Genomic DNA, 25579 nt, shown 5'->3' on the forward strand with positions numbered 1-25579 from the left:
ATATTTTTTTCTTTTAAAAAATTTAAAATCTGAAACTAAAAAATAAATAAAAAAACGGGCGGCTTACTTTTGCGGTAAATTTTATCGCGTAAGCACAAGTTTATAGATGCGAGAGACTGAGCCGCTCGTTAAATTTTCATATCGATAAAAACAAAAGTAGCAAAATAACGGTTTTCGCTTTTTAATATCAATCTATTTATTTAAAATGCGGTCCGATTTTAGAAATTTAACTTGCAATACCCTTGCAAAGCTAAATTTGGATAAAAAACTAGCTTATTTTGATTTCGCTTCTAGTGCAAATTTTATTTTTTAATATTTTTAAAATCTAAATTTACGCGCAAAACCGCCCAAAATAGCATAGAATAAAAAGTATCTGCAAGTTTAAATTTAGCTTGATTCTACAGACTTAAACAGCTTACGATACTTTAAGATCCGTCGTCCAAAAATCAAAGTATCGCTTTAGCTCGTCGCAGCTTTGACTAGGCTTATATCGCCTATTTGCTATAATAATTCCTTTGGGCTTATTCACTACTTTACTGCGAAACTCGTAGATAAAATTTACCGCCATTAGACATTATTTTAATGGTAGATTGTCGCTACCACTTACAAAATACGGTTTATCTTTAACTTGGATTACTGATCCGTGCTAATATTTTGGGCATTGTATATCATTTTGGCTGATTGGATGTGTAAATTTTGACTATTTTTATTGGATAGTCAGAGAAAATATCAGCAAAAAACACTTCTGGTAGTTTCTTTTTGTTGCCGTAATTTGCGGGGGTTTTGTATACTGCTTGAAGTGGTGGCGGACAGAGAGGGATTTGAACCCTCGAGCCCCAGTTAGAAGCTGCACCCTTAGCAGGGGTGTGGTTTCGGCCACTCACCCATCTGTCCACAAAAAAGAAACCGCATTATAATTAAATAGCGCTGATATCTTGCTTAAATTTGCATTTTCGCGCCTCTTGCTCTTGTTTGGAAAGATGATCGAGTAAATTTTGATCAAATTTAAACGACTCGCCGCGGGTCAAATTCGTAAATTTAATCCTTCCAAAGCCACCATTTTAGCTTGGCTTTGTCGGGGTGCGGAGTGTTTGCGTAGTAGCAAACCATGCGGTAAACGTAGAGGATGCACTTGTCGCTGCCACGCCCAAGCGCCCTTGTGCGCTCATACATCTCGTCCGGATCTGCGCCCTTTAGCGAAGCGATATCCTCGTAGCCGAGCGCCAGCAGATCCGCCTCTGTCGCCTCGCCGACATAGGGGATTTTCTTAAAATCGCTCAAATTTACTTCCAATTTCTTTTAGGCTCCGCCAAACTTGTCGCTTCGAATGAAATTTTAAATTTCATTCGCGCGCTACGAAGCTCGCTAAATTTTATCCTGCTGCCGTGCCGGCTCGCCGTTTAAGCCACACTCGCGAGGTGATTTTATTAAAATTCTCGCGCGCATGAGCACTGTTTAAAATAATTTCGCGTCAAATTTTACGCAAACTCGAGCGTTAAATTTGCCCCAAAATCCGCTCGCAAATTTCGCGTGAGTTTTGCGCCTGATATATCGGGCGACCGACTACGATAAAATCAGCCCCCGCCTCGCGCGCAAAAGCCAGATCCGCCACCCTTTTTTGATCCCCCGCACTCTCGCCAAACGGCCTTATGCCAGGGCAGAGCGTGATAAAATCTGCGCTCGTAGCGTCCTTTATCAGGCGGCTCTCGAACGCCGAGCAGACCATACCGTCAAGCCCTGCTTCGTAGCTCATCACGCTAAATTTGCGCGCGGCATCGCTCAAATTTTGCCCGTAAACCGCGCTAAATTCGGTCTCGTCAAAGCTCGTTAGCGCAGAGACCGCAAGCACTAGCGGGCGCGAAGCTAGCCTGTCCAGTCGCCCCATCACCGTAGCCATCGCGCGCTTGCCGCTGCTTGCATGCACGTTTATCATATCTACGCCGAGCCTGGCGATCTCCTCGGCGGCGTCGGCCATCGTGTTTGGGATGTCGTAGAGCTTTAGATCGAGGAAAATTTTAAAATTCCCGAGCTTTTTTAGCTCATCCACAAATCCCGCACCGTCGCGCAAATAAGCTCGCAAGCCCACTTTTAGCCAAATTTTATCCGAAAAGTCCGCAAGTCCTTCCGCTAACTGTAAGCACTGCTGCTTTGAGCCCAGATCAAGCGCGACGCAGAGCTTCACAGATCAGCCTTTAGCGCGTCTAGCACGCCGTTTATAAATTTTGGCGCCGAGTCGCCGCCCAGCTCCTTGCCAAGCTCGATGCCCTCGTTTATGATGACGGCCTTATCGGTAGTGGTAAATTTCATCTCGTACGCCCCTAGCCGCAACACAGCGCGCTCGATGCTGCCGATCTCGTTTATCTTCCACTCTTTTAAGCGCGCGTTTAGTAGCCCGTCAAGCTCATCCGCATGCTCCAAAATGCCGTGAAAAAGCGACAGCGCGAGACTTCGCTGATCGTTTCGGATCTTTTTTTCTTCTAAAAATTCCTCGACGAACTCCTCGCTGCAGCTACCCATTTCGCGTGCGTATAGTAGCGAAACGACGGCCTGCCTAACCTGATGACGAGTCGCCATTTTACGCCTCCAAATTTTTATATAAGCTTAGCATCTCGATCACGCCCGTCATCGCTTCAAAGCCCTTGTTTCCGGCCTTTGAGCCCGCTCGCTCGATGGCTTGCTCGATGCTATCGACCGTTAGCACGCCAAAAGTCACAGGTTTGCCGTACTTTAGCGTGACGTTTGCGATGCCCTTGGTGGTCTCGGCGCTAACGTAGTCAAAGTGAGGCGTAGAGCCGCGGATCACCGCTCCCACGCAGCAAACGGCGTCAAATTTACCGCTGGCTAGCGCCTTTTCAAGCGCCATCGGTATCTCAAACGCACCCGGCACCAAAATGAGGCTCAAATTCGCCTCATCCCCGCCGTGGCGCAAAAACGCGTCCCTTGCGCCCTCGACCAGCCTATCGGTGATGATGTGGTTAAATCTCGCGCCCACTATAGCGATCTTCTCGCCGCCTTTTAAAGCCAAATTTCCTTCGATTATTTTCATGGTTTCTCCTTTTAGATTATTTTCAACATTATCGCGCTTAGCGTTATTAGCGATAGATAAAACGCCTTTTGCGCGCTCATTTTTTCTTTATCAAACACTATCCCGACACCCACGGCTCCAACCGCTCCGATACCCGTCCAGATCGCGTACACTACCGACATCGGCATAGCCTGCATCGCGTAGCTCAAAAGCCAGAGAGAAATGGCGAAATTTACGACCAAAATCAAAAAATTGGCCGCCTTTTTCACGCCGAAGCTTTTTTGAAATTTAGTTAGAAAAAATACGCCCGAGACCTCGCAGAACCCGGCCGCCAAAAGAGCCAAAACGTGCGTCAAGATTTTAGCCTTTTTAACCCCAGCACGCCCACGATCAGCGTCGCTATAAAAAATAGTCGCAATAAATCCGGCGTCTGGCCGCTCGCGCGAAATTCGCTCACGATCTCGGCGATCACGACGAAAAACGCCCCAAGCCCCACAAACACAGTATACGTGATACTAATGGGCAAGTATTTCATCGCCATAATAAAGGATGTGAAGCTAACGCAAACAAGCATCGCAGTGAGCGCGATCTCTGGCGCGCTTGATGCGTGCTTTAGCCCGTATGCCCAGCCGCACTCGGCGACCGCGCCGCCTAATACCCACAAAAAGCCCTTAGTTTGCATCGCCCAGGGCGTCTTTTATCTTAAAAATTTGAGCGATATTTGCGTCTAGTTCGTCCAAATTTAGCATATTCGGCCCATCGCAAAGCGCCTCGCAAGGATTAATATGCGTCTCGTAGAAAAATCCGTCCACGCCTGCAGCTGCCGCAGCTCGCGCCAGATACGGCACAAATTTCGCGTCTCCGCCGCTTTTTTCGCCAAGAGCGCTTGGCATTTGCACGCTGTGAGTAGCGTCGAAAATCACAGGCGCAAATTCTCTCATCAGCACCAAATTTCGCATATCCACGACCAAATTTCCATAGCCAAAGGTACTTCCTCGCTCTGTTAGCCACACGCCGTTTTGTTTAGCGATCTCGTATCCATCGCCGCTCACGCCGCGCGTTTCTAGCACCTTTTTAACCGAGTGCTTCATTGCAGATGCAGCTAAAAACTGCCCTTTTTTGATATTTACGACCGCTTTTGTTTTAGCCGCAGCCACGAGCAGATCGGTTTGGCGGCATAAAAATGCAGGGATTTGCAGCACGTCCGCCACTTCGCCAACAGGCCCAGCCTGATAGCTCTCGTGGATATCGGTTAAAATTTTAAAACCGAATTCCTTTTTTACCTTAGCTAAAATTTCGCACCCTTTTTCAAGTCCGGGCCCGCGAAACGAGCTTATACTCGTGCGATTTGCCTTGTCAAAGCTTGATTTGAAATAAAAATCTATCCGCTTATCTTCGTTAAATTTAACTAGCCTTTTTGCCACGTCAAAAACGAGCTGCTCGCTCTCGATGACGCAAGGCCCTGCTATTAGTATCATCATCTCTCCCTTGCTACGATTATTCCGCTGATAACGACCAGCATTATACCAAAAAACGCCGCCGCATTAGGTAGCGCATCGCCCATAAAAAAGCCGACGACGAGCGAAAACACGACGTCCATGTAGCTTATCGCGGCGACCGAGCCCGCCTTTTTGCTCGCCGCATACGCCTTCGTCATATAAAGCTGGAAAAAATAGCCCGCAAGCCCCATCAGCACGATTAGGATTACGCCTTTAAAATTTGGCGCAACAAACGGCGAAAGCAAAAAATCCAGTGGCTCAAATTTGACCCACTCGGCAGAGCCCATCAAAAGCATCGGCAGAGCCGTTCCCCACGCCATAAAACTAAGCACGATGACGCTCGTGTCGTAGCTTTTTCGCAGAGTTCGCACGCTAAGCATCGCAAGCGCCGCTCCCACGCCGCTGCTAAGCCCCAGCCAGTCGGTTTTACTGATGCCTAAATTTGGCTGGATGATAAAAAGTATCCCGATAAAGCCCAGAAATATCGCGCCCCAGCCCTTTTTGCTAAGCGCTTCTTTTAAGAAAATCGCCGCAAAAATCGCCGTGAAAATGGGGCTGGTTTTTTGAAAAGTATAAGCCGCGCCTAAATTTATGTGAGCGATGTTGTAAAAAAGAGCAAAAAGCGCGATCGTACCGATAAATCCGCGAAACATCAGCACCCAAAACTGCCCGCCTTTTTGATGCGTCGGCGGCTTTTTGTAAATGGCGTAAAGCACGATAGCAAGACCGACGGCATTTCTAAAAAATACGACCTCGATACTAGACATCTGCTCGCTCAAAACTTTCGCAAAGCCTCCGACGGCGGCAAAAAACATACACGCGATGATCATATAATAAGCGCCCAAATGGTGCAAAACGTATCTACGAAACAAAATTTTTCCTTTAAATTTAGGCGTATTGTAATGCAAAACGGCTTAAATTTATAAACAATGTAAGCAAAAAATTTGTATAATTGGGATTTAACGCGGCAAACTTCGCCGTAAATTTAACGGGATTTTTAAGGGAAAATTTTGCAAAAGATAATTTTAGTCGGCAAGCCAAACGTCGGCAAAAGCTCGCTTTTTAACCGCTTAGCCGGCAGACGTATAGCCATCACCAGCGACGTTAGCGGTACGACGCGAGATACGAACAAAACGATTATAGAAATTTACGACAAAAGCTGCGTTTTGATCGACAGCGGCGGACTGGACGATAGTAGCGAGCTCTTTAAAAACGTCAAGGCAAAAACCCTAGCCGAAGCTAGAAGCTCGGATGCCATAATCTTTATGGTCGACGGCAAAATGATGCCTAGCGACGAGGACAAAGCCCTATACTACGCGCTTTTAAAGCTAAATTTACCCACCGCGCTCGTAATCAACAAAGTCGATAGCAAAAAAGACGAGCTGCGAAGCTACGAGTTTGCAAATTTCGGCGCGAAAACGAGCTTTGCCATCTCGGTTAGTCACAACGCAGGCATAGACGAGCTAGCAGACTGGATCTATAAGCAGCTAAAAGACGAAATCCGCCCCGACGTAGGCGAGGATCTAGACGAGTTTTTAGAAAATTTCGGCGACGACGGCGAGGTAGTCAAGGAAATATCAGCTCGCGAGGACTATGAGCGCAAAAATATCCAAGTAGGCATCATCGGACGCGTAAACGTCGGCAAAAGCTCACTGCTAAACGCGCTTGTAAAAGAGTCCCGCGCGGTCGTGAGCGACGTAGCCGGCACGACGATAGACCCAGTAAACGAGACTTTCGTCTATGAGGATAGGATTTTTGAGTTCGTCGATACGGCTGGCATCAGAAAACGCGGCAAGATAGAAGGCATCGAAAGATACGCGCTAAACCGCACGGAGTCTGCGCTAGAGCTTGCCGATATCGCGCTTTTGGTGCTTGATAGTTCCGAGCCGCTAACCGAGCTTGACGAGCGTATAGCAGGCCTTGCGGCCAAATTTGAGCTGGGCGTCATCATTGTGCTAAACAAATGGGACAAAAGCGAGGAAGATTTTGATAAATTTAGCCGCGAGATCAGGGATAAATTTAAATTTCTCGCCTACGCGCCAATCATCAGCGTATCGGCTCTGGGCGGCAAAAGAGTACATAAAATTTACCCACTAATTTTAGAAGTTTACAAAAACTACACGCAAAAAATCCAAACCGCAAGGCTAAACGAAGCTATCGAAGAGGCGGTAAAAGCGCACCCGATACCGCGCGAAAAGGGCAAGAGCGTGAAAATTTACTACGCGGTGCAGTTTGGTTTCGCGCCGCCAAAAATCGCGCTCGTGATGAACCGTCCGCGCGCCCTGCACTTTAGCTACAAGCGTTATCTAACAAACAAGCTACGCGAAAAATTTGATCTATCAGGCACTCCGATCGTACTGATACCAAAAAATCGTAGCGGTTCGGACGAGGAAAACGAGGGAAAAAGTGAGTAAAAATCTAGTTTTCATCGGCTTTATGGGCGTTGGCAAGGGCACGGTAGCAAGGCATATCGCGAAAAAAACGGGCAAACTGTTTTTAGACACCGACGAGTTGATCGAAAGCGAGCAAAATTTAAAAGTACGAGAAATTTTCGAGAAAAAAGGCGAGGAGTATTTTAGAAAATGCGAGGCAAAACTCGCTAAAAAGCTGGCTAAAAACGTAAAATCCTCGGTGATAGCGGCAGGCGGCGGCTTTGCAAAGGTTAAAGGCCTTAAAAAAATCGGTAAAATCATCTATCTAAAATCAAGTTTCGAGGCGATTTTAAAGCGCATAGACGAGAGCGGCGAAGCGCAGATGCACTACGCCAAGCGCCCGCTTTTAAAGGATTTAGACGCAGCCAAAAAGCTTTTTGACGAGAGAAAAAAGATGTATAAAAACGTCGCCGATCTCATAATCGACGTCGAAGGCAAAGGGCTAGAGCAAGTCGCAAAAGAGATCGAGGCGCAACTAAAATCAAGAAAAAGGACTAAGTAAAATTTCGGTTGAAATTTGAGCGTAAATTTTAAATTTGCGGCTTTAAATTTCTTTTTTAAATTTGAGCGGTTTAAATTTAATGCGAAAGCGTTTGGCAGTATCGGCGTGAAAATTCGGAGCGGTTTGTATCGCTGAAATTTAAACGGTAAACGTCGAATTTTTAAGCGAGTTAAAAAATTCGAATCTAAATTTAACGAATTGCAAAATTTAGAACAAAAAAGATAGATAAAAAATTTTTAAATTTGCAGATTGTAAAATTTAAAGCGGAAGTATTTTGAGATGGATTTGAATGCTGTGCAGTAAAAATTTAGCGTAGGCTGGACATATAGTCCGCCGAGCTAAATTTTTGCAAACTCATTCAAAGACGCTCAAAAGACAACGCGCAGCAATAAGAAAGAGAGAAAAATGAGAGTACTAACGGGTTTGCAACCAAGCGGCAAACTACACCTAGGCAACTACTTCGCCTCAATTAAACAAATGGTTGAGGCGCAGGGGCAAAGCGAGATGTTTATGTTTATCGCAAACTACCACGCCATGACCTCGGTCGCCGACGCAGGGAAGCTAAAACAAAACACCTATGAGGCGGCGAGCGCGTTTTTGTCGCTGGGTATCGATCCGCAAAAGAGCGTATTTTGGGTGCAAAGCGACGTAAAAGAGGTTTTAGAGCTCTACTGGATACTGAGCCAATACACGCCTATGGGCCTTCTCGAGCGAGCGCACAGCTACAAGGATAAGGTCGCAAAGGGCTTAACCTCGCATCACGGGCTTTTTAGTTACCCCGTTTTGATGGCGGCCGATATCCTTTTGTACGGCGCGCAGGTCGTACCCGTAGGCAAGGATCAGATCCAGCACGTCGAGATCGCGCGCGACATAGCGATCAAATTTAACAACGAGCACGGCGATATCTTCGTCCTGCCTGAGTATAAAGTCGATGAAAACGTAGCTACGGTGCCCGGCACAGACGGCGCGAAAATGAGCAAAAGCTACGGCAACACGATAGATATTTTCGCCGGCGCCAAAGAGTTAAAAAAGCAAATCTCAAGCATCGTGACGACCTCGGAGCCGCTTGAAGCGCCTAAGCAGTGGCAAAACTGCAACGTCTATAATATCGCTAAATTATTCCTAGACAAGGACGGACAGCGCGACTTGCAGGCTAGATATGAGCGAGGCGGCGAAGGACACGGACACTTTAAGATGTATCTAAACGAGCTGGTTTGGGACTATTTCGCGGATGCGAGGGAGAAATTTGATTATTATCTAAATCACGCTGGCGAAGTGGATGAAATTTTAAACGAAGGCGCCAAAAGAGCGCGAGCCGTAGCAGCGCCAATAATGGAAAAAATACGCGCCGCAACCGGCATTTACAAATAAATTTAAAGGAAAAAAGTGCAAGCAATCTACCCTTACGCGCAGCTTATTCACCTGATCTGCGCTATCGTTTTCGTCGGATTTTTATTTTTCGACGTGATTATTTTTTCAAGAGCTAAAAAGAAACTGCCCGTAGAAATAGCGCAAAAAGCGCAGCAGGCTATATCAAGCGTCGCGATAAAGATTATGCCGCTTTGCGTGCTGATTTTGATTTTAACGGGCGGCATAATGATGAGCAGTTGGGTCGGCTCGAAGGCGGGCGGATATTTCGCGTCAAATTTACAAGCCGCCTTGATGATAAAAGTTATTTTAGCGATGCTGATATTTGCGGCGGTAGCGACCAATCTCACGTGCAAATTTATACTAAAGCGCCCTAGCCCGCTAGGCAACATTCATCCGTTTGCGTTTGTGGCTGCGGCGATCATCGTGATACTTGCTAAAGTTATGTTTATGGTTTAAGGAGAGGATATGATAAATTTAAAACTACTCGACACTCGCTACGACGAGTTCGTAAAAAAATTACAAGGAAAAAACGTAAAGCCCGAGGTTTTAAACGAGCTTTTGACGACGTTTAACGAGCTAAAAGCAAAACGCCAAGCGCTAGAAAATTTCCAAGCGATCCAAAACGCTAAGAGCAAAGAGCTAGGCATAAAGGCTAGAAACGGCGAGAACACCGACGAGCTAAAAAACGAGCTAAATTTGAACAAAGCCGCGATGGGCGATGCCGCCGAAATCGTGCACGCATATGAGGAAAAGCTAGAAAACATCGCAAGCTGCGTGCCAAATATCACCGACGACGACGTGCCGTTTGGCAAGGACGAGGACGATAACGTCTGCGTAAAAACCGTGCTTGAGCCGACCAAATTTGACTTCACGCCAAAGGAGCACTGGGAGCTTGGCGAGAGCTTAGGCTGGCTTGATTTCGAGCGCGGCGTTAAGCTTTCAGGCTCGCGCTTTTGCGTGCTAAAGGGCATGGGAGCGCGCCTATCAAGAGCGCTAGTTAACTACATGATCGACTTTAACAGCGCGCGCGGCTTCGAGCTGGTTAACGTGCCGTTTTTGGTAAACGCAAACACACTTTACGGCACAGGACAGCTGCCTAAATTTGAAGACGATCTATATAAGGCTCAGGGCGAGGATTTGTACCTGATCCCTACTAGCGAGGTGCCGGTAACAAACCTTTACAACGACGAAATTTTGCCCGTCGAGAGCTTACCGATAAAGATGACTTGCTACTCGGCGTGCTTCCGTAAAGAAGCAGGCTCAGCAGGACGCGACACGCGCGGCATGATCCGCCAGCACCAGTTTGAAAAAGTAGAACTCGTAGCTATCACGACTCCGGAGCAAAGCGCGCAGATGTTAGACGAGATGGTGGCGTGCGCTAGCGACTTACTAACTAGCCTTGGGCTGCCGCACCGCCACATGCTGCTTTGCAGCGGGGATCTTGGCTTTAGCGCGGCAAAGACGATAGACCTCGAAGTCTGGCTACCGGGGCAAAACAAATACCGCGAGATAAGCTCGGTCTCAAATACCCGCGATTTCCAAGCGCGCAGAGCTAAAATCCGCTACAAAGACGGCAAGAAAAACGCTCTGGTAAACACCCTAAACGGCTCGTCTCTCGCAGTCGGTAGGACGCTAATAGCAATAATGGAAAACTACCAAAAAGCAGACGGCAGCATCGAGATCCCCGAAGTTCTTAAAAGGTACATGTAGTGGCGCAAAACGACGATGAAAACGTAGTAATCCTCGAAGAGGCCGAAACCCAGCTAAGCGACAAAGAGCCCCGACCGGAAGAGCAAGAAGGCGGTGAAAGCGACGAGCTGGTTTCGCTCGACGAGCTAGAACCAGTAGTCCCCGAACAAACCGCAGACGCGCAAGATGACGCCAAAAAAAGCAAGAAAAAGCTTTTTATTATCGGAGGATCGGCGGGCGCGGCCGTCATAATCTTGGCCGTAGTTTTGTTTTTCGTTTTTAGAGGCGAGAAAAAGCCGCCGATAGACGAAAAACAGATCGTAAAAGATATCGAGGAGCACTACGAGTCGCAAAAATTCGGCAGCTCGAAGATCGACGACATGATCGCTAAGGCAAATTTACTCTACGAAAAGGGCAATAAATTTGAGGCGCTGAAAATCTACGAAAACATCGCAGTTTACAACCAAAGCCTCTCAAACTATAATCTCGGCGTTTCACAGATGAGGCAAGGTAAATTCGAAGACGCGCTAGAGAGCTTTAAAAAAGCGATCGCTAACGACGAAAACGTCGCCGTTAGCGCCATAAACGCCGCGGTTAGCTCGCTGGAGCTAAAAAACGAGCAAAATTTTAACTATTACATAAATCTCGCTAATTCGTTTTTGTACAAGGAAGCAGACTCTCCGCTATACAACTACTACTACGCGCTAATAAACTACTACAAAGGTCAATACGTCGAAGCTCTAGCGGCTCTCTCGCACGCCGAAAACGGATACTATAAAGACCGCTACGACTACCTCGCGGCTAAAATTTTAAGCTTTATCGGCGACGATGCCGAAGCGATAAAAAAGCTAGAAGCGCAAAAAGAATTTGACGCAGACCTGGCGCTTGGCATGCTTTACGCAAGACTCGGGCAGTATGAAAAGGCCAGAAATAGGCTAAATTTAGCGCTAAACAAGGGCGGCGACTCAAATAAAATAAACTCGATGATAGCCATCATAAACCTAAAAGACGGCAAATTTGAAGCCGCGACAAACGAAATAAAGGCCGTATTTCACGAGGATCCGCTGTTTTTAAACGCAAATTTCCCTATAAAAACGATACTAAATCCCGAACTTTTTGACGTAAATTTAGCTCAGGCGCACTTTAGAAACGACCTATTTTTTGACAAAACCAAGCGCTACGAGACGCTGTTTTACTTCGCGCCTTATAAGGTTTTTGATCCTACCCAAACGATAAACTACATAAGAAAAGGCGGAGTGAGCCTATTTTTAGACGATGCAAGCGCTGCGGGCAACTACCTAAACGCTAGCGGCGCGCTCTCAAAGGTAAATTTAGAGCTATCCTCAGCCATTGCAAACGCCCTAAACTACAAGCTAAAGCAGGCCAACGCGCAGTTTGCCTCGCTCATCTCGCTCTATCCCGAACACTCGGTTTTACACTACGACCTAGCGCTTAGCTACGCGCAGCTGGGCAACTTTAGCATGGCGGCAAAGCACTTTATCATGAGCTATCACCTAGACCCTACAAATCATCTAGCAGGCGTGCTAGGCGCCATCGCAAACGACATAAATGCCGTAGATAACACCAAACTACTGCAAGAAATTTCTGAAAATCTCGACCACGACGCAAGCTCAAAAGACGCGCCCGTAAGCCAAGCTCTAATGGCCCTCATCGCAAACAATAGCGGCGCTCTCATGCGCTGGCTAGAAGAAGATAAGGAAGAGAGCGCGCTAAATTTGGCCTTTGACGCGATAATCGCAAAGATGACCGACAAGGGCTCAGAGTTTGCTAAAAAGACGCAAATTTTAAAGGCTAAGCTACCTGATGATATAGTGGCAAATATCCTTGATTTTATCGCAAACTACAAAGATGAAGGCATCAAAAAATACGTCGAGCAGATACAAATTTACTTCCACGACAAGCGGCTAAACGACGCAGCATTTTATCATGGCGCAAACATCATCAAAGAGCAATACATCAAGCTTTTGCAAATCTCGGGTCTACTAAACTACGAACGCGAGAAGATAAAAGCACTGCTAAAACAAGGCGCTAATAACGCCGACTTGCTCCAGACGCTAGCTTATATCGACATTTTTACGAACGATTTTGAGGAGAGCTATCAGATCTACAACCGCATAATCGACGAGTTTAAGATAAACGACGCGGGCACGCTATTTCTAGCTGCCGTGGCTGCCATCGGCTCAAACCACCCGCAAAACGCCACCGCACTTTTGGAGCTATCAAAGCTCACCGATCCAAACGAGATGGAAAGCCGCGTGGCGCTAGGACACCTATATCAAGAGATCGATAATATCGAAGCCGCAACGATACAATACGGACTGATAAAAGATCCAAATTTTAAAAGCAAATTCGTGGATTTTATGATTGATTACGAGAAGCTGAAAAAGTAGTTTTATGCGGGCGATAAACTCGTTGCAAATTCGCCCGAATAATTTTTAATAATTCTTGTATATTTACAGCGTCAAAGCAGTTTTGTTAAATTTGACAAAAGCAAAAGCAACTCGCCTCGTCAAATTTAACGCCTTACTCCGCCCCGTTCTATAACTCGCAGGTTAAAAAACAACCGCAAATTTAACCAAAGCACGGCAATAAACCGCGTTTCAAGTCAAATTTTACTTATCCTCAAGCACCTTTTCGCGCCACTTCGAGCTTGATTTTTTATCCATCACCATATCTTTGGACATCTCGGCAGCGGCCTCGAAGTTTTTCTGCACACCTTCGCTGCTGTTTTGATATTTTACGGCATTTGAACGCTGTATACCGATGCTCTCGGCCTCGCTAGCCGCATCGATATTCGCTCCCAAAAATATAAACTCCCAGTCGTATTTTTCCTGCTTATCGCTTATCATTTTTTTGATCTGCGCCTTTGAGTACTCCTTGCTCGAGTTTTCTTGCCCGTCGGTGATGATGACGAAAAGCACGGCTCTGTTTTTAGCGTAGATGTCCTCGACTTTTGAGATTTTATTTATCGTTTCGCCGACAGCGTCTAGTAGCGCAGTATTGCCGCCCGCGACATAGTCCTTGCTCGTTAGCTTCTCGACCTTTTTGATATCGGCTCTATCGTGCAGGGTCTTAAAATGCGTATCAAAGAGCACCGTAGTTACTTTTGCGTCTACGCCGGCTTCTTTTTGCTTGTCAATCATGGAGTTAAAGCCGCCGATAGTATCGCTCTCAAGCCCGCTCATAGAGCCTGATTTATCTAGGATTAGCACCATCTCAAGCTGCTTTGGCTCTGATTTTTGCGGCGCTTCTTCGCTTTTAGCAAAAGCAAATACCCCGATAATCATCAACAAAAACGCGATTTTTTTCATATTTTCTCCTTTGAAAAATTTGGTTTGATTATAGCAAAACTTAACGGCTCGTCGGTAAATGCGAGGGGGTTTAAATTTTAGTTTTGTATTTTTGTTCGCCAAAAACACGGTCAAATTTACTTCAAAATTTACGGCCGAATTTAAAGGCTAAATTTAGAAATTTAAGACCCGAATAGAGCCTTAAATTTACTAAGAGACGCGGTCAAACCGCTCAAATTTTACTTTGCAGCGGTGATTTTTACGTAGCTGTTTAGCGCACCTATATACGCTCTAGCGCTCGCCGTCATCGTATCGATATCAAGTCCGTGTCCGATAATGGTCTTGCCGTCAAATTCGACCTTTACTACGACGTTTGCCAGCGCGTCTTTGCCTTGCGAAACGGCGTTTACCTTATAGTCTTTTAGTACGCCGTTTATGCCGCTTAGACGGTCGATAACCTTAAATATCGCATCCGCCGTACCGTTGCCAAGCGCCGCGTCGCTCTTGATCTCGTCTGCGTGGCGAAGCGTGATAGCTGCACTACTTAGGCCTTTGTTGCAGCTACTTTGCGTTAGCGTCAAAAACTCGAAAACTTCGGGGATCTTGATGATTTCGCTAGTTACCAGCGCGCGCAAATCGTCGTCAAATATCTCTTTTTTCTTATCCGCTAGCGCCTTAAATTTCTCAAACGCCTCGTTTATCGCGCTATCTTCTAGCTCAAAACCAAGGCTAATTAGCTTATCTTTAAAGGCGTGGCGACCCGAGTGTTTGCCTAGTATCAGCGAGTTTTTATCCAGTCCGATGCTCTCGGCACTGATGATTTCGTAGGTTTCTTTGTGTTTTAGCACGCCGTCTTGGTGGATGCCGCTTTCGTGAGCGAAGGCGTTTTTACCGACGATGGCTTTGTTTGGCTGAGGCTCGATACCGATGATGCCCGCTAGCAGGCGCGAGCTAGGATAAATTTCTTTATATACTATGTCCGTGTAAAGCGGTGCGAATACGTCGCTACGCGTCTTTATCGCCATCACGATCTCTTCAAGCGCGGCATTTCCGGCACGCTCGCCGATGCCGTTTAGCGTGCACTCGACCTGTCTGGCGCCCGCTTTTATCGCGGCTAGCGAGTTTGCCGTAGCTAGGCCTAGGTCGTTGTGATTATGCACGGAGATGACTGCGCGACCGTTTATAAATTTAACCATTTCTCCTATGCGAGCGGTAATCTCCTCGGGATATAGATACCCCACGGTGTCTGGGATGTTGATGGTTTTTGCTCCGGCGTTTATAGCGGCGTCGCAAATTTCTTTTAAAAAGCTCATCTCACTCCTGCATGCGTCCTCGCAGCTAAACTCAACGTCCTCGCAGAAGGTTTTAGCGTATTCCACGGCTCGCACGGCGCGTCTAATCACTTCATCTGGAGACATTTTTAGCTTAAACTCCATATGGATCGGGCTTGTGGCGATAAAGGTGTGGATGCGCCTATTTTTTGCCGGAGCGATAGCCTCTCCCGCAGCCTTTATATCGCCGTCCACAGCGCGAGCGAGCGAACAGATAGAGGCGTTTGAGGCTTGCTTAGCGATCTGATGTATCGCGTCGAAATCGCCCCTGCTAGCCGCGGCAAAACCGACCTCCATGACGTCTACGTTTAGGCGCTCTAGCTGGCGCGCGATACGGATTTTCTCCTCGGTATTCATTGATGCGCCGGGGCTTTGCTCGCCGTCGCGAAGCGTAGTGTCAAATATTATAATTTTATTTTCGTTCATTTCTTATCCTTTTTTATAGTTTTAGTTTGTGCGGTTAAATTTGATTATTGGGGTGTGAAAGAGTCGCTGCCTAACGCAGCAGCAGAAGTAGGGAGAAAAATGCGTTAAATTTGACGTTACCGTTCATTCGCTCTCCTTTTGAATTTTTTTGTTTTTAAATCTCATAAAAACATAGCGGATTATACCGTAAGAAACATAAACGCTCATTAAAGTCGTAACCGCTTCGATGGGGCAAACGTAAATAGCCGAAAACGCAACCGTAAGTCCGACTAAGATGCGCAAAAAGTCAGCCCTTTTGAGATCTACTTTTTTAAAGCTCGGGTAACGAATGTTGCTTACCATCAAAATAGAGAGCAAAATTTGCAAAAACATCAAAAACCACTCGGCGCTTCTTGTAAAGTCGTATTCTAAGCTTAGCCCGACCCAAAATGCCGAGACTATCGCAGCCGTAGGTATCGGAAGGCCGATAAAAACGGACGGCTCGTATGTGCCGGTCATTACGTTAAACCGTGCAAGTCTAATAGCACCAAAAACTACAAACAGTGCAGCGACAAGCGAACCCAAACGCCCAAAGCTGTGTCCGACCGTAAAATAAAAAAGCATCGCCGGCGCGACGCCAAAAGCTATCACATCGGCAAGACTATCAAACTCTACGCCGAATTTCGACGTAGTTTTAGTTAGCCTCGCCACTCGTCCGTCAAGTCCGTCCAAAAATAGCGATAAAACTATGTAAATAATAGCCTTGAAAAAATAGCCGTTAGCTTCATCGTCTAGCCCTGCGCCGGCCGCGATGTAGCCACGAACGGATGCAATTATGCTGATGATACCTAAAAATGCCGAAGCCGCCGTGAATAAATTCGGCAAAATGTACATTAACTGAAGTTTATGCTGATTGTCTTGCATCTTTTTCCTCGTAGCTAAAAAAACCTAAAATGCCCGCACTAGCGACCTTTTCGCCTACGCTGACGCTTATTCTTACATTTGCAGGCAGTATCAAAACTACCTCGCCGCTACCTAAAAAGCCAAATCTCCTGCCGGCTTTTAGTCGGCTAAAATTTTCAAAAGAAATACCCTTACTAAGAGGTCCGGCGATGACTCGGATCGCAAATTTATTATCTAAATTTTTACATACGAACAATGCTCGCTCGTTTAAATTTTTAGAAGCTTCCATAGCGTTACACAAAAATAGGCCGTGCCTTTGTTTGGCTTCTAAAAGCTCCATATCGCAAGGAGCCCTGAGTGCGCCTGCGTCAAATACGCCCTTACGGATGGTTATAGCTACGCACTGCGTATCAAAATAGTAAATTTTATCTATGCTTTTTATCTTGCCGTCGATCGGACTAAGCACGGCGTACGCATCGTCGCTGCCTAGCGCTCGCTCAGGATTTCTAAACCAAAATACGCAGAGCGCAAAAAGCGAGAAGAATAAAATTTGACACGTACCCAAAATCAGCGCAAGCAAAAGCAAAAGCCCTAAAGCAAAAACGTATTTGTAGCCCTGTTTTGCGATTAGTCCGATGTTTTGCATACCTTTACGCTTGTTCCTCTTTGTCTTCTAAATTTACGAGCCTGCTAGGCATGCCGCGCTCTTGTTCGTAGTTTGCGATGATCTCTCTAACCTTCGCGCCCTCGATAGTTTCCTCTTCGTAAAGCGCCTCTACCATCTTTTCTATCGCGTCGCCGTAGGTTCGCAGCGTCTCTAGTACGTGTTTATAGCGCTCATCAAGCGTGGTTTTGATAAATTCATCCACTTTTTCCGCCGTTTTATCGCTATAGTCCCTATCGGCCTGACCGCCGGCTAGGAAAGTACTGCGGCGCTTTTCAAGCACCATAAGTCCCGCGATATCGCTCATACCGTATATCGAGATCATCGAGCGAAGTATATCGGTCGCACGCTCTAGGTCGTTGCCAGCGCCAGTTGAGATCTCTTTTATAAAGACCTCTTCTGCTGCGCGCCCCGCTAAAAGCACGTCCACTTCAGCCATCAGCTCGTGGCGCTGCATCATAAATTTATTCTCTTCAGGCGTATGAAGCGTGTAACCAAGCGCCGCAAGTCCGCGCGGTATGATCGATACCTTAGTGACTCTGTTTGCGCCTTTGGTAGTCTCTGCTATGAGCGCGTGTCCGCTCTCGTGATAGGCCACGATGCGCTTTTCTTTCGGATTTATACGGCGAGATTTTTTCTCAAGACCAGCGATCGCTCGCTCGACAGCCTCAAGTAAATCAGCCTGCTCGACTTTGCCTTTTTCTTTTCTGCCCGCCAGTAGCGCGGCTTCGTTTATGATATTTGCTAGATCCGCTCCCGCAAGACCTGCCGTCATGCGTGCGATATCCTCGATACTAACGCTATGATCAAGCTTAATATCTTTTATATGTACGCGTAAAATTTCGATCCTACCTTTAAAATCAGGCTTATCGACGAGCACCTGCCTGTCAAATCTGCCCGGCCTTAAAAGCGCGGCGTCAAGCACCTCGGGACGGTTCGTCGCGGCAAGCACGATAACCGGCGATGCATCCGAGCTAAAGCCGTCCATTTCGGCTAAAAGCTGATTTAGCGTCTGCTCGCGCTCGTCGTTTCCGCCGATCATGCCGCTAGCTGCGCGGCTCTTGCCGATGGCGTCGATCTCGTCTATGAAAACGATCGCCGGCGCTTCTTTTTTCGCATTTTCAAAGAGGTCTCTTACGCGGCTAGCACCCACTCCGACAAACATCTCGATAAAGCTCGATCCAGAAACCGAGAAAAACGGTACGTCAGCTTCACCTGCAACAGCCTTTGCAAGCAAAGTTTTACCCGTACCCGGAGGCCCTACTAAAAGTACGCCTTTTGGGATTTTTGCGCCCAAATTTATATATCTATCCGGGTGTTTTAGAAAATCCACGATCTCTTTAACTTCTTCTTTTGCTTCCTGCACGCCCGCCACGTCGGTAAATTTAACCTTCGGCTTTTCAGAGTTTACTAGCTTTTTAGAGCTCCCCATTCCAAGGATACCGCCGCCCATATTTCGCTGCATTCGGCTAGCCAAAAACATCCAAATTCCAAAGAAAATAAAAATAGGAAGCACCCACGAGAAAATCATCTCGGTGAACCAATTCGTCTCGCTATACGCTCCGTAGGGAATCTTTTGCTCCTCCAAAATCGGCACTAGAGTCGGATCGTTTACTCTTTTGGCAAAGTATGTTCTACCGCCGTTATCCACGGCTTTTATCGAAGTCTCCGAGATGCCTACTTGCGCTACTTGCTTGTTTTTTATCATCTCTTTTATCTCGGAGTACGATGTGCTTTTCGAACCGGCCGCGCTCTGTCCTAGCAGCGTGCCGTCCATATCGCCGCCTCCGAGCCCGCGAAATGCTACCACTATCACGATAGCAAAAATGGCGAAAATCAAAATCGGATTTTTATTAAAAAAATTATTTCCGCCGTTATTTAAATTTTTATCATCGTTTTTTCTGTTATCCATTACATTCCTTAAATTATTTTACGCTTTTTGAAATACGAAGCTTTTCCACTCGTTTTTGGTTTGACTTTCTACCAGTTTGAGCGACGAAAAAGCCTCTAAAATTCGCGTTTCGTATTTATCCAAAACGCCTGCTAAAACGAGATATGAGCCCTCTTTTAGCAAATTTATCAAATCATTTTTTAGCATTAGTATCACATCGGCGATTATGTTTGCTACGACGACGTCGTATTTTTTATCCAAATTCGCCACCGAACCGGTCCAAATTTGATTAAATTTAACCCCGTTTAGCTCGGCATTTTTCTGCGAGCTTTGCACTGCTTGCTCGTCGGTATCACAGGCGTCCGTAACGCAGCCTAGTTTTGCTAAAGCGATACTTAGTATTCCGCTTCCGCAGCCCACGTCAAGCGCACTCATGCCGTTTGCAGCGTATTTTTGCAGATACTCTATGCAAGCGCTCGTGCTCTCGTGGTGACCAGAGCCAAAGGCAAGAGCGGGGTCGATGATGATGTTTTCAAACCCGTCTTTAGACTCTTCCCAGCTTGGGTGGATGTAAATTTTGCCGATCTCTATCGGTCTTACGTTTTTTTTGTATTCGTTTAGCCAGTCTTTATTTTCTTTTTGGCTTTTTGTTATCTTAAATTCGATCTCGCGACCAAGCGCGTCCTGTAGAGATTTTGCGTATTCTTGCAGACCAAATTCCACTTCGTCTAACTCGTCTTCGTCTCGGATGATAAACCCGCCCGTAGTCTCCTGCGTGCAAGTAACGCCCAAAGAAAAAACAAGATCTTCAAAAAGTTCGCGAAGCTCCTGCGAACAAAGAACTTCAAGCTCGTAAAATTTATCTTTCAAATTTACGCTCTTTTAGCCTAAGACGTCTTCAAGTTTTTCTTTTAAAACTTGCGGCGTAAACGGCTTTACGATGTAGTTATTGACGCCTGCTTTTAGCGCGGTGATGACCTCGGCCTTACCGCCCTCGGTCGTTACCATAATGATAGGCATATCGACGTATTTTGCCTCGGCGCGGACCTTTTTTACAAGCTCAAGGCCGTTCATTTCAGGCATGTTCCAGTCGGTGATAAGCACGTTTATATCGCTGTGTTGGCCCAAAATTTGCCACGCTTCTACTCCGTGCTCGGCCTCTAAAATTTCTTGATGCCCGAGCCTTTGCAGGGTGTTTTTTATGATTCTTCTCATAGTTGAGCTGTCGTCGACTACTAGTATTTTCACAATCGTATCCTTTTTTAAAAAATATCCAATTCTAGCAAATTTTATATTTAAATTTACTTTAAAATTTTAGCGACCCAGTTTAAAGGCCTCTTTTAGATCAAGCGTCCCCTCGTAGTACGCCTTGCCTACGATAGTTCCGTAGACGTCTCCCGCGTGCTTTAGCGCCTGGATATCCGAGATATCTTTTACGCCGCCGCTTGCGATCGTATTTATGCCGCTAGCTTTTGCGATTTGCGATGTAAATTCCACGTTCACGCCGCTAAGAGTCCCGTCTTTTGAGATGTCGGTACAGATTATCGCTTCGACTCCGGCTCCGGCAAATTTATACGCTAGCTCAGTCGCCCTCATCTGCGACACCTCCGCCCAGCCTTGCACGGCAACAAAGCCCTCTTTTGCGTCTATGCCGACGGCGACGCGGTATTTTTGCGCCATTTCTTTAGTAAAATTCGGATCCTTTAGCGCGACCGAGCCCAAGATAACGCGCGTTATGCCGCTATCAAGGTAGCTTTTTATTCGCGCTTCGTCGCGTATCCCGCCGCCGATTTGGATTTGTAAATTTGCGGCTTTTGCGATCTTTTCTACGGTTTTTAGATTTACCGCTTCGCCCGCAAACGCACCATCAAGATCGACGACGTGAAGCCACTTTGCGCCCATATCTTCAAATCTTTTGGCTAGCTCCCACGGCGCGTCCGAGTAGATTTTCGCACTATTCATCTCGCCTTTAAAAAGCCGAACCGCCTTACCCTCTTTTAAATCTATCGCAGGGAAAATTTCCATCACATCTCTCCGAAATTTCGTAAAATTTTTAGTCCCGTCTCATGGCTCTTTTCGGGGTGCGGCTGAAAGCCGAAAATGTTATCTTTATGTACCGCGCTTACGAATTTATAGCCGTACTCGGTAAAGCCAAGCGCCGCGTCATCATCGCAAACTACGTGATAAGAGTGCACGAAGTATAAATACTCGCTAGCCGCTAGATCCTTATTTATCGGTGTTTGCTTGGTAAAATTTATCGTATTCCACCCGGTGTGCGGCACCTTTAGCGGAGCGTCAAATTTGGACGGGTCAAATTTAACCACTCGCCCTTTTACGAGCCCGAGCCCCTCATTTACGCCAAACTCCTCGCTTTGCTCAAAAAGCAGCTGCATACCCAGACAAATGCCCAAAAACGGCTTTCCGCCGGCTACGGCCTCTTTTATCGCGGGGATAAAATTTCTATCTTTTAGCTTATCCATCGCTTCGCCAAAAGCTCCGACGCCAGGCAAAATAATCTTGTCAAATTTACCCAGTTCCTCGCCGCGACCGACGAGTTTCGCCTTTAAATTTAAACTCTCAAACGCGTTTAAAACGCTTCTTAAATTTCCCGCGCCGTAGTCGATGATGCCGATCAATGCGAGCTCCTTTGCTTGGTAGCAAAAAGATAGATGCTAAGCGCGATCATCAATATCGCAACGCCGCCGATGAGATAGATCGCGTTTATGATGTGATCGGGCGCCGTGATGGCAAATTTAAACACGAGCATCAGCGCCTCGATAGCAAGCGCGATGATGATCGACCCGATAAATCTAATCATCGTTTTGTTTTCCATATCTTCATTGCGCTTGCTTTTACCCAGCACCTCTTCTTCAAATATCGCTTTAACCAGATCAAAGATCGCAAGCGCCAGCGTCAGCACGATCGTGTGCTCAAACATCTTTTCTACTTCGATATTTAAAAGATCATTAGCCAAAAGCCCCTTGAGCGCGTCGGCGAACAAAAACAAGGCTATGGTAAAAAGCGCGACCGAAAATGCGGCGTAAACGACCTTAAGAAATTTACCGAAGTAGCTCTCTAGCTTGCCGTGGGAGACGATGGTTAGGATATTTTCTAGCGAAACGTCGATACACGCGACGAATTTTAGCTCTCCCTTATCATCATATATCGGAGTGGACGCCGTCACGCACAGTTCGCCCGTGAGCGAGGACGGATACGGGTCGCTTAGCACGCAGCGCTTCTCGCGCACCGCGGTGTAATAATAAGACTTATTGCTACAGTTTTCGCCGCCGCCGGCTTTGTATTTTTCGTTTAGGCTTACGGTGTCGCCTATTTGTACGCCGTTTGCGTCAAGCACGTAAAACGCGTCAAAGCCCTCTATCTCGTGAGCCATTTTATCAAAGCCGCTTTTTATCGACTCGGCGTTTACCCCTGGTAGCCTGTTTGGTAAATTTTTACTAAAAAGATAGCATATATAGGCTCTAGCCTTGTATCTTAACTCCGAAAACCTCTGTATATCTTGTAACGTCAAATTTATTCCTTATTTAGCGCGTGATTAAACTCGGGCACGATCTCTTTAAGCGCCGCCGCGACATCGTCCGCGTGCGTTAAATTTTTAATTTGCTCGTTTAGTTTAGCTAGGTCGTATTCGCCCGAGTGCGTCACGAAAATAGACTGAAATTCGGTTTTTACGTCGTCTTTATTGATTAAAAGCTCCTCGTAAAGCTTCTCTCCAGGGCGAAGGCCGACGAATTCGACGCCCAGGTGCTCTTTGTTTGATAAAATCAGCATCTTTTTAGCTAGATCGGCGATCTTTATCGGCTCACCCATATCAAGCACGAAAAGCTCGCCGCCTTTTGCGATCGAGGCAGCCTGAAGCACGAGCTGACAGGCCTCGGAGACCAGCATAAAGTACCTCGTGATATCAGGATGTGTGACGGTTAGCGGTTTATTATTTTCGATTTGTTCTTTAAATTTCGGTATTACGCTGCCGCTTGAGCCTAGAACGTTGCCAAAACGCACTGCAACGATCTCGGTTTTAGCTGGCAAATTTGAGTTTAGCGCGTAAAGCTCGCACACGCGTTTAGTCGCGCCCATGATGTTTGTCGGGCGCACAGCTTTATCGGAGGATATCATCACGACCTTGCTAACGCCGTATTCGATAGATAAATCGATCAAAATTTTAGTGCCGATTATGTTATTTACGACAGCTGCTTTCGGGTTTGCTTCGCAAAGCGGCACGTGCTTATAGGCTGCGGCGTGGATAGCGATCTGCGGCCTAAACTCCTCAAATACCGCGCGCAGATCATCCTCGTTTACGATATTTATCATCTTGCTCACGGTTTTGTCGCTGTGGGTTATCTCGCCGATTTTATAGAGATTAAACTCGCTATGATCGATCATGATTAGCTTGCTAACGCCAAATTTTAGGCACTGCTTGCAAATTTCACTACCGATACTACCTCCCGCACCCGTAACCAAAACGACCTTACCGCCTAAAAATTTCTCCACCGCACTACTATCTAGGTCTTTTGGCTTTCTAGCTAGCAGATCCTCGATCGAGATGTCCTTGATAGCGTCCTTGCCAGTGCCAAACATAGAAAAAATCTTGATATCGCGGATACCGTAAGCCGTAAGCTCGTCAAAAAGCTCGGCTAGCTCGTCTTGACCCAGAGCTAGCGCGATGATAGCGGTTTTTACGTTGTATTCTTTGATCAAATTTGCAATTTCGCTCTTTGGCTGCACCAAAAATCCGTCGCAGTAAGTACCGACTAGATCGCTCCTACCATCCACGACGCCCACGGCATAAAGGTCGATGTAGCCCTGCCTAAGCCCCTTTAAAACATGCAGCGCCTTTGACGTAGCACCGATAACGACGCATGGCTCGCCCGTATGAGGCTTTTTAGAAAAGTCTAAAAACATACGCTTAGCGATTCTTAAATTTCCGATTAGCAGGCACGAGATGATAAAGTCTATAAAAACCACGCTTCGCGGAAACGGGTTGAAAACGGCTGGCATCGCAAAATAAACGATCCAAAAGCAAACTATCGCGCAAAGATGAACGAGGAAAATTTTCCTCGCTTCGTTTAGTCCGAAAAATCTCCACGGCACCTTATAAATTTTAAAAAGCCACATAAAAAATAGCTTTAAAACCACCATCGTAGCGCAGCCCGCGACTAGCCCACCCCTAAAATAATCAGGCAGCACGCCGCTAAATCTAAGCAAATACGCTAGATAAAACGACGCTGCAAATATCACGATGTCAAAGGTTAGAAAAAACGCAAGCCGCTTTAGCTTCGTCGCTTTAAACATTTATAAATTTTCCTTTACGATTTTTACCACTCGCGCGAATTCCTCATCCCCCATCGCAGTGCCGCTAGGCAGGCAGATACCGCGCGCAAACATCTCCTCGCTAGCGCCGTCCGTAAACGCTAGCGCCCCTTCAAACACCGGCTGCATATGCATCGGCTTCCAAAGCGGACGGCTTTCTATGTTTTCTTTGGCAAGCGCTTCTATCACGCGCAAGTGCGCGCCTTTTTCTTTAAACAGCGCGGTCGTTAGCCAACGGTTACCGCGAGAATTTGCAATCTCTGGCATAAACTCAAGCTCGGGAAGTTCTTTTTTATATTTTTCAAAAATTTCTCGTTTTTTTATCACGCGCTGCTCGAGCACCTCCATCTGTGCCGTTCCGATCGCGCCCAGGACGTTGCTCAGGCGGTAGTTGTAGCCGTAGTCTTTGTGCTCGTAGTGCAAAAAGGGCTCCCTAGCTTGCGTGCTGTAAAATCTCGCCTTTTCCACGAGATCTCTTTCGCCCACTAGCATACCGCCGCCGCTTGTAGTTATGATTTTGTTGCCGTTAAAGCTATATGCGCCCAGCCGTCCGAAAGTGCCCAGCGCCTTGCCGTTATAAAAGCCACCCAGCGCCTCGGCTGCGTCTTCGACGACGGCGATATTTTCCCGCTCGCAGATCTCGCAGATCTCTTTCATCTTTGCCGCCTGACCGTAAAGGTGCGTGACGACGAGCGCTTTTGGCTTTTTAGGCGAGTTTGCGATCGCCTTTTTTAGTAGCTCGGGGCTTAGATTCCAGCTTTCGTCGCTATCTACGAAAATGGGCGTAGCGCCTTGATAGAGTATCGGACTAACGGACGCCATAAAGGTAAACGTAGATGCTAGTACCACGTCTCCTGCGCCGATACCAAGCACCCTTAGCGCTAAGTGGATTGCCGACGTGCCCGAATTTAGCGCTAATGCATCGGGCGCTCCCGCGTAGCTTGAGACGCTCGCTTCAAATTTATTCACGTATTCGCCAAGCGGCGCGATGTAGTTGCTCTTAAAGACCTCGTTTATGTACTCTTGCTCTTTGCCGCTCATGTGCGGCGGACTTAGGAAAATTCTTTGCATTATTATTCCTTAAATAAATTTACGCATTGTAGCACTTAAAATCTAAATATTTTTATAAAAACTCGTTTAAATTTGCTTTTAGGCCGTAGAAAATGGGGATTTTGTTAAATTTTGCGTCAAAATGTATTTTGGAACTGCAAATTTGACGCAGCAAATG

General features: G+C 46.6%; 26 protein-coding genes and 1 tRNA gene. 6 read left to right on the forward strand and 21 right to left on the reverse strand.

Annotated features, from left to right (window positions below; translation table 11 throughout):
• Nucleotides 1-803 precede the first annotated feature (803 nt).
• From Q0386_RS06065 to Q0386_RS06105, 9 genes are all read right to left on the reverse strand, one after another.
• Nucleotides 804-894, reverse strand: a tRNA-Ser gene (locus Q0386_RS06065).
• A gap of 144 nt (nt 895-1038) precedes the next feature.
• Nucleotides 1039-1281 carry a helix-hairpin-helix domain-containing protein gene (locus Q0386_RS06070; RefSeq protein ID WP_299028664.1) on the reverse strand — a complete coding sequence of 81 codons (243 nt, stop codon included), beginning with the start codon at nt 1279-1281 and terminating at the stop codon, nt 1039-1041.
• A gap of 214 nt (nt 1282-1495) precedes the next feature.
• Nucleotides 1496-2182, reverse strand: coding sequence for an orotidine-5'-phosphate decarboxylase (gene pyrF / locus Q0386_RS06075; RefSeq protein WP_367272395.1), 687 nt, complete (start codon nt 2180-2182; stop codon nt 1496-1498).
• Nucleotides 2179-2574, reverse strand: a complete 396-nt coding sequence (nusB, locus tag Q0386_RS06080) for a transcription antitermination factor NusB (protein WP_299028531.1) — start codon at nt 2572-2574, stop codon at nt 2179-2181. Before nusB ends, pyrF begins: the two co-directional genes overlap by 4 nt.
• Before the next feature lies 1 nt (nt 2575).
• Nucleotides 2576-3046 (reverse strand): 6,7-dimethyl-8-ribityllumazine synthase, encoded by a 471-nt coding sequence (ribH, locus tag Q0386_RS06085; protein ID WP_103576413.1) that lies wholly within the window; start codon nt 3044-3046, stop codon nt 2576-2578.
• Nucleotides 3047-3057: 11 nt separating this feature from the next.
• Nucleotides 3058-3381, reverse strand: coding sequence for a multidrug efflux SMR transporter (locus Q0386_RS06090; protein WP_299028535.1), 324 nt, complete (start codon nt 3379-3381; stop codon nt 3058-3060).
• Nucleotides 3378-3707 (reverse strand): multidrug efflux SMR transporter, encoded by a 330-nt coding sequence (locus Q0386_RS06095; protein ID WP_002949808.1) that lies wholly within the window; start codon nt 3705-3707, stop codon nt 3378-3380. Before Q0386_RS06095 ends, Q0386_RS06090 begins: the two co-directional genes overlap by 4 nt.
• Nucleotides 3697-4503, reverse strand: coding sequence for a 3-deoxy-8-phosphooctulonate synthase (kdsA, locus tag Q0386_RS06100; protein ID WP_299028539.1), 807 nt, complete (start codon nt 4501-4503; stop codon nt 3697-3699). Before kdsA ends, Q0386_RS06095 begins: the two co-directional genes overlap by 11 nt.
• Nucleotides 4503-5432: a DMT family transporter gene (locus Q0386_RS06105; RefSeq protein ID WP_299028542.1), complete on the reverse strand. Its 930-nt coding sequence runs from the start codon at nt 5430-5432 to the stop codon at nt 4503-4505. The genes kdsA and Q0386_RS06105 overlap by 1 nt, the downstream gene beginning before the upstream one ends.
• Before the next feature lie 102 nt (nt 5433-5534).
• Between Q0386_RS06105 and der the strand changes: the two genes are divergently transcribed.
• The 6 genes from der (at nt 5535) to Q0386_RS06135 (ending at nt 12929) form a co-directional block, all read left to right on the forward strand.
• Complete coding sequence (gene der, locus Q0386_RS06110) at nt 5535-6938, forward strand: ribosome biogenesis GTPase Der (RefSeq protein WP_299028545.1); 1404 nt, start codon at nt 5535-5537, stop codon at nt 6936-6938.
• On the forward strand, nt 6931-7458 hold the full coding sequence (locus Q0386_RS06115; RefSeq protein WP_299028548.1) for a shikimate kinase: 528 nt from the start codon (nt 6931-6933) through the stop codon (nt 7456-7458). The genes der and Q0386_RS06115 overlap by 8 nt, the downstream gene beginning before the upstream one ends.
• A gap of 342 nt (nt 7459-7800) precedes the next feature.
• Nucleotides 7801-8829 carry a tryptophan--tRNA ligase gene (gene trpS / locus Q0386_RS06120; protein WP_367272396.1) on the forward strand — a complete coding sequence of 343 codons (1029 nt, stop codon included), beginning with the start codon at nt 7801-7803 and terminating at the stop codon, nt 8827-8829.
• Nucleotides 8830-8844: 15 nt separating this feature from the next.
• A complete protein-coding gene (locus tag Q0386_RS06125) occupies nt 8845-9285 on the forward strand; it encodes a copper resistance protein CopD (RefSeq protein WP_299028554.1) in 441 nt (146 codons plus the stop codon).
• Between the two features lie 9 nt (nt 9286-9294).
• Nucleotides 9295-10539 (forward strand): serine--tRNA ligase, encoded by a 1245-nt coding sequence (serS, locus tag Q0386_RS06130; protein WP_299028558.1) that lies wholly within the window; start codon nt 9295-9297, stop codon nt 10537-10539.
• On the forward strand, nt 10539-12929 hold the full coding sequence (locus tag Q0386_RS06135) for a tetratricopeptide repeat protein (protein ID WP_299028561.1): 2391 nt from the start codon (nt 10539-10541) through the stop codon (nt 12927-12929). The genes serS and Q0386_RS06135 overlap by 1 nt, the downstream gene beginning before the upstream one ends.
• A gap of 222 nt (nt 12930-13151) precedes the next feature.
• Here the strand turns inward: Q0386_RS06135 and Q0386_RS06140 are convergent, their stop codons facing one another.
• The 12 genes from Q0386_RS06140 to pglE form a co-directional block, all read right to left on the reverse strand.
• Nucleotides 13152-13850: a vWA domain-containing protein gene (locus Q0386_RS06140; RefSeq protein WP_299028564.1), complete on the reverse strand. Its 699-nt coding sequence runs from the start codon at nt 13848-13850 to the stop codon at nt 13152-13154.
• Between the two features lie 218 nt (nt 13851-14068).
• Nucleotides 14069-15586 (reverse strand): 2-isopropylmalate synthase, encoded by a 1518-nt coding sequence (locus Q0386_RS06145; protein ID WP_299028567.1) that lies wholly within the window; start codon nt 15584-15586, stop codon nt 14069-14071.
• A 123-nt stretch (nt 15587-15709) separates the two neighbouring features.
• On the reverse strand, nt 15710-16489 hold the full coding sequence (gene pssA / locus Q0386_RS06150; RefSeq protein WP_299028573.1) for a CDP-diacylglycerol--serine O-phosphatidyltransferase: 780 nt from the start codon (nt 16487-16489) through the stop codon (nt 15710-15712).
• A complete protein-coding gene (locus Q0386_RS06155; protein WP_299028576.1) occupies nt 16470-17114 on the reverse strand; it encodes a phosphatidylserine decarboxylase in 645 nt (214 codons plus the stop codon). Before Q0386_RS06155 ends, pssA begins: the two co-directional genes overlap by 20 nt.
• Nucleotides 17115-17118: 4 nt before the next feature.
• Complete coding sequence (gene ftsH / locus Q0386_RS06160) at nt 17119-19044, reverse strand: ATP-dependent zinc metalloprotease FtsH (protein ID WP_299028580.1); 1926 nt, start codon at nt 19042-19044, stop codon at nt 17119-17121.
• A gap of 18 nt (nt 19045-19062) precedes the next feature.
• The gene (locus tag Q0386_RS06165; protein ID WP_299028585.1) at nt 19063-19893 is read right to left on the reverse strand and encodes a 50S ribosomal protein L11 methyltransferase; all 831 of its coding nucleotides are present in this window, start codon (nt 19891-19893) and stop codon (nt 19063-19065) included.
• Nucleotides 19894-19905: 12 nt separating this feature from the next.
• Nucleotides 19906-20271, reverse strand: coding sequence for a chemotaxis response regulator CheY (locus Q0386_RS06170; RefSeq protein WP_002952918.1), 366 nt, complete (start codon nt 20269-20271; stop codon nt 19906-19908).
• 66 nt (nt 20272-20337) lie between these two features.
• Complete coding sequence (gene hisA / locus Q0386_RS06175) at nt 20338-21048, reverse strand: 1-(5-phosphoribosyl)-5-[(5-phosphoribosylamino)methylideneamino]imidazole-4-carboxamide isomerase (protein ID WP_299028666.1); 711 nt, start codon at nt 21046-21048, stop codon at nt 20338-20340.
• Nucleotides 21048-21659 (reverse strand): imidazole glycerol phosphate synthase subunit HisH, encoded by a 612-nt coding sequence (gene hisH / locus Q0386_RS06180; protein ID WP_299028589.1) that lies wholly within the window; start codon nt 21657-21659, stop codon nt 21048-21050. Before hisH ends, hisA begins: the two co-directional genes overlap by 1 nt.
• Nucleotides 21656-22552 (reverse strand): PDC sensor domain-containing protein, encoded by an 897-nt coding sequence (locus Q0386_RS06185; RefSeq protein ID WP_299028591.1) that lies wholly within the window; start codon nt 22550-22552, stop codon nt 21656-21658. Before Q0386_RS06185 ends, hisH begins: the two co-directional genes overlap by 4 nt.
• Before the next feature lie 2 nt (nt 22553-22554).
• Entirely contained in the window at nt 22555-24333 is a 1779-nt protein-coding gene (pglF, locus tag Q0386_RS06190; protein ID WP_299028594.1) for a UDP-N-acetylglucosamine 4,6-dehydratase (configuration-retaining), read from the reverse strand.
• Entirely contained in the window at nt 24334-25422 is a 1089-nt protein-coding gene (gene pglE / locus Q0386_RS06195) for a UDP-N-acetylbacillosamine transaminase (RefSeq protein ID WP_299028597.1), read from the reverse strand.
• Nucleotides 25423-25579: the final 157 nt, after the last annotated feature.

It is taken from the genome of uncultured Campylobacter sp. (assembly GCF_938045625.1).
Taxonomy (GTDB): domain Bacteria; phylum Campylobacterota; class Campylobacteria; order Campylobacterales; family Campylobacteraceae; genus Campylobacter_A.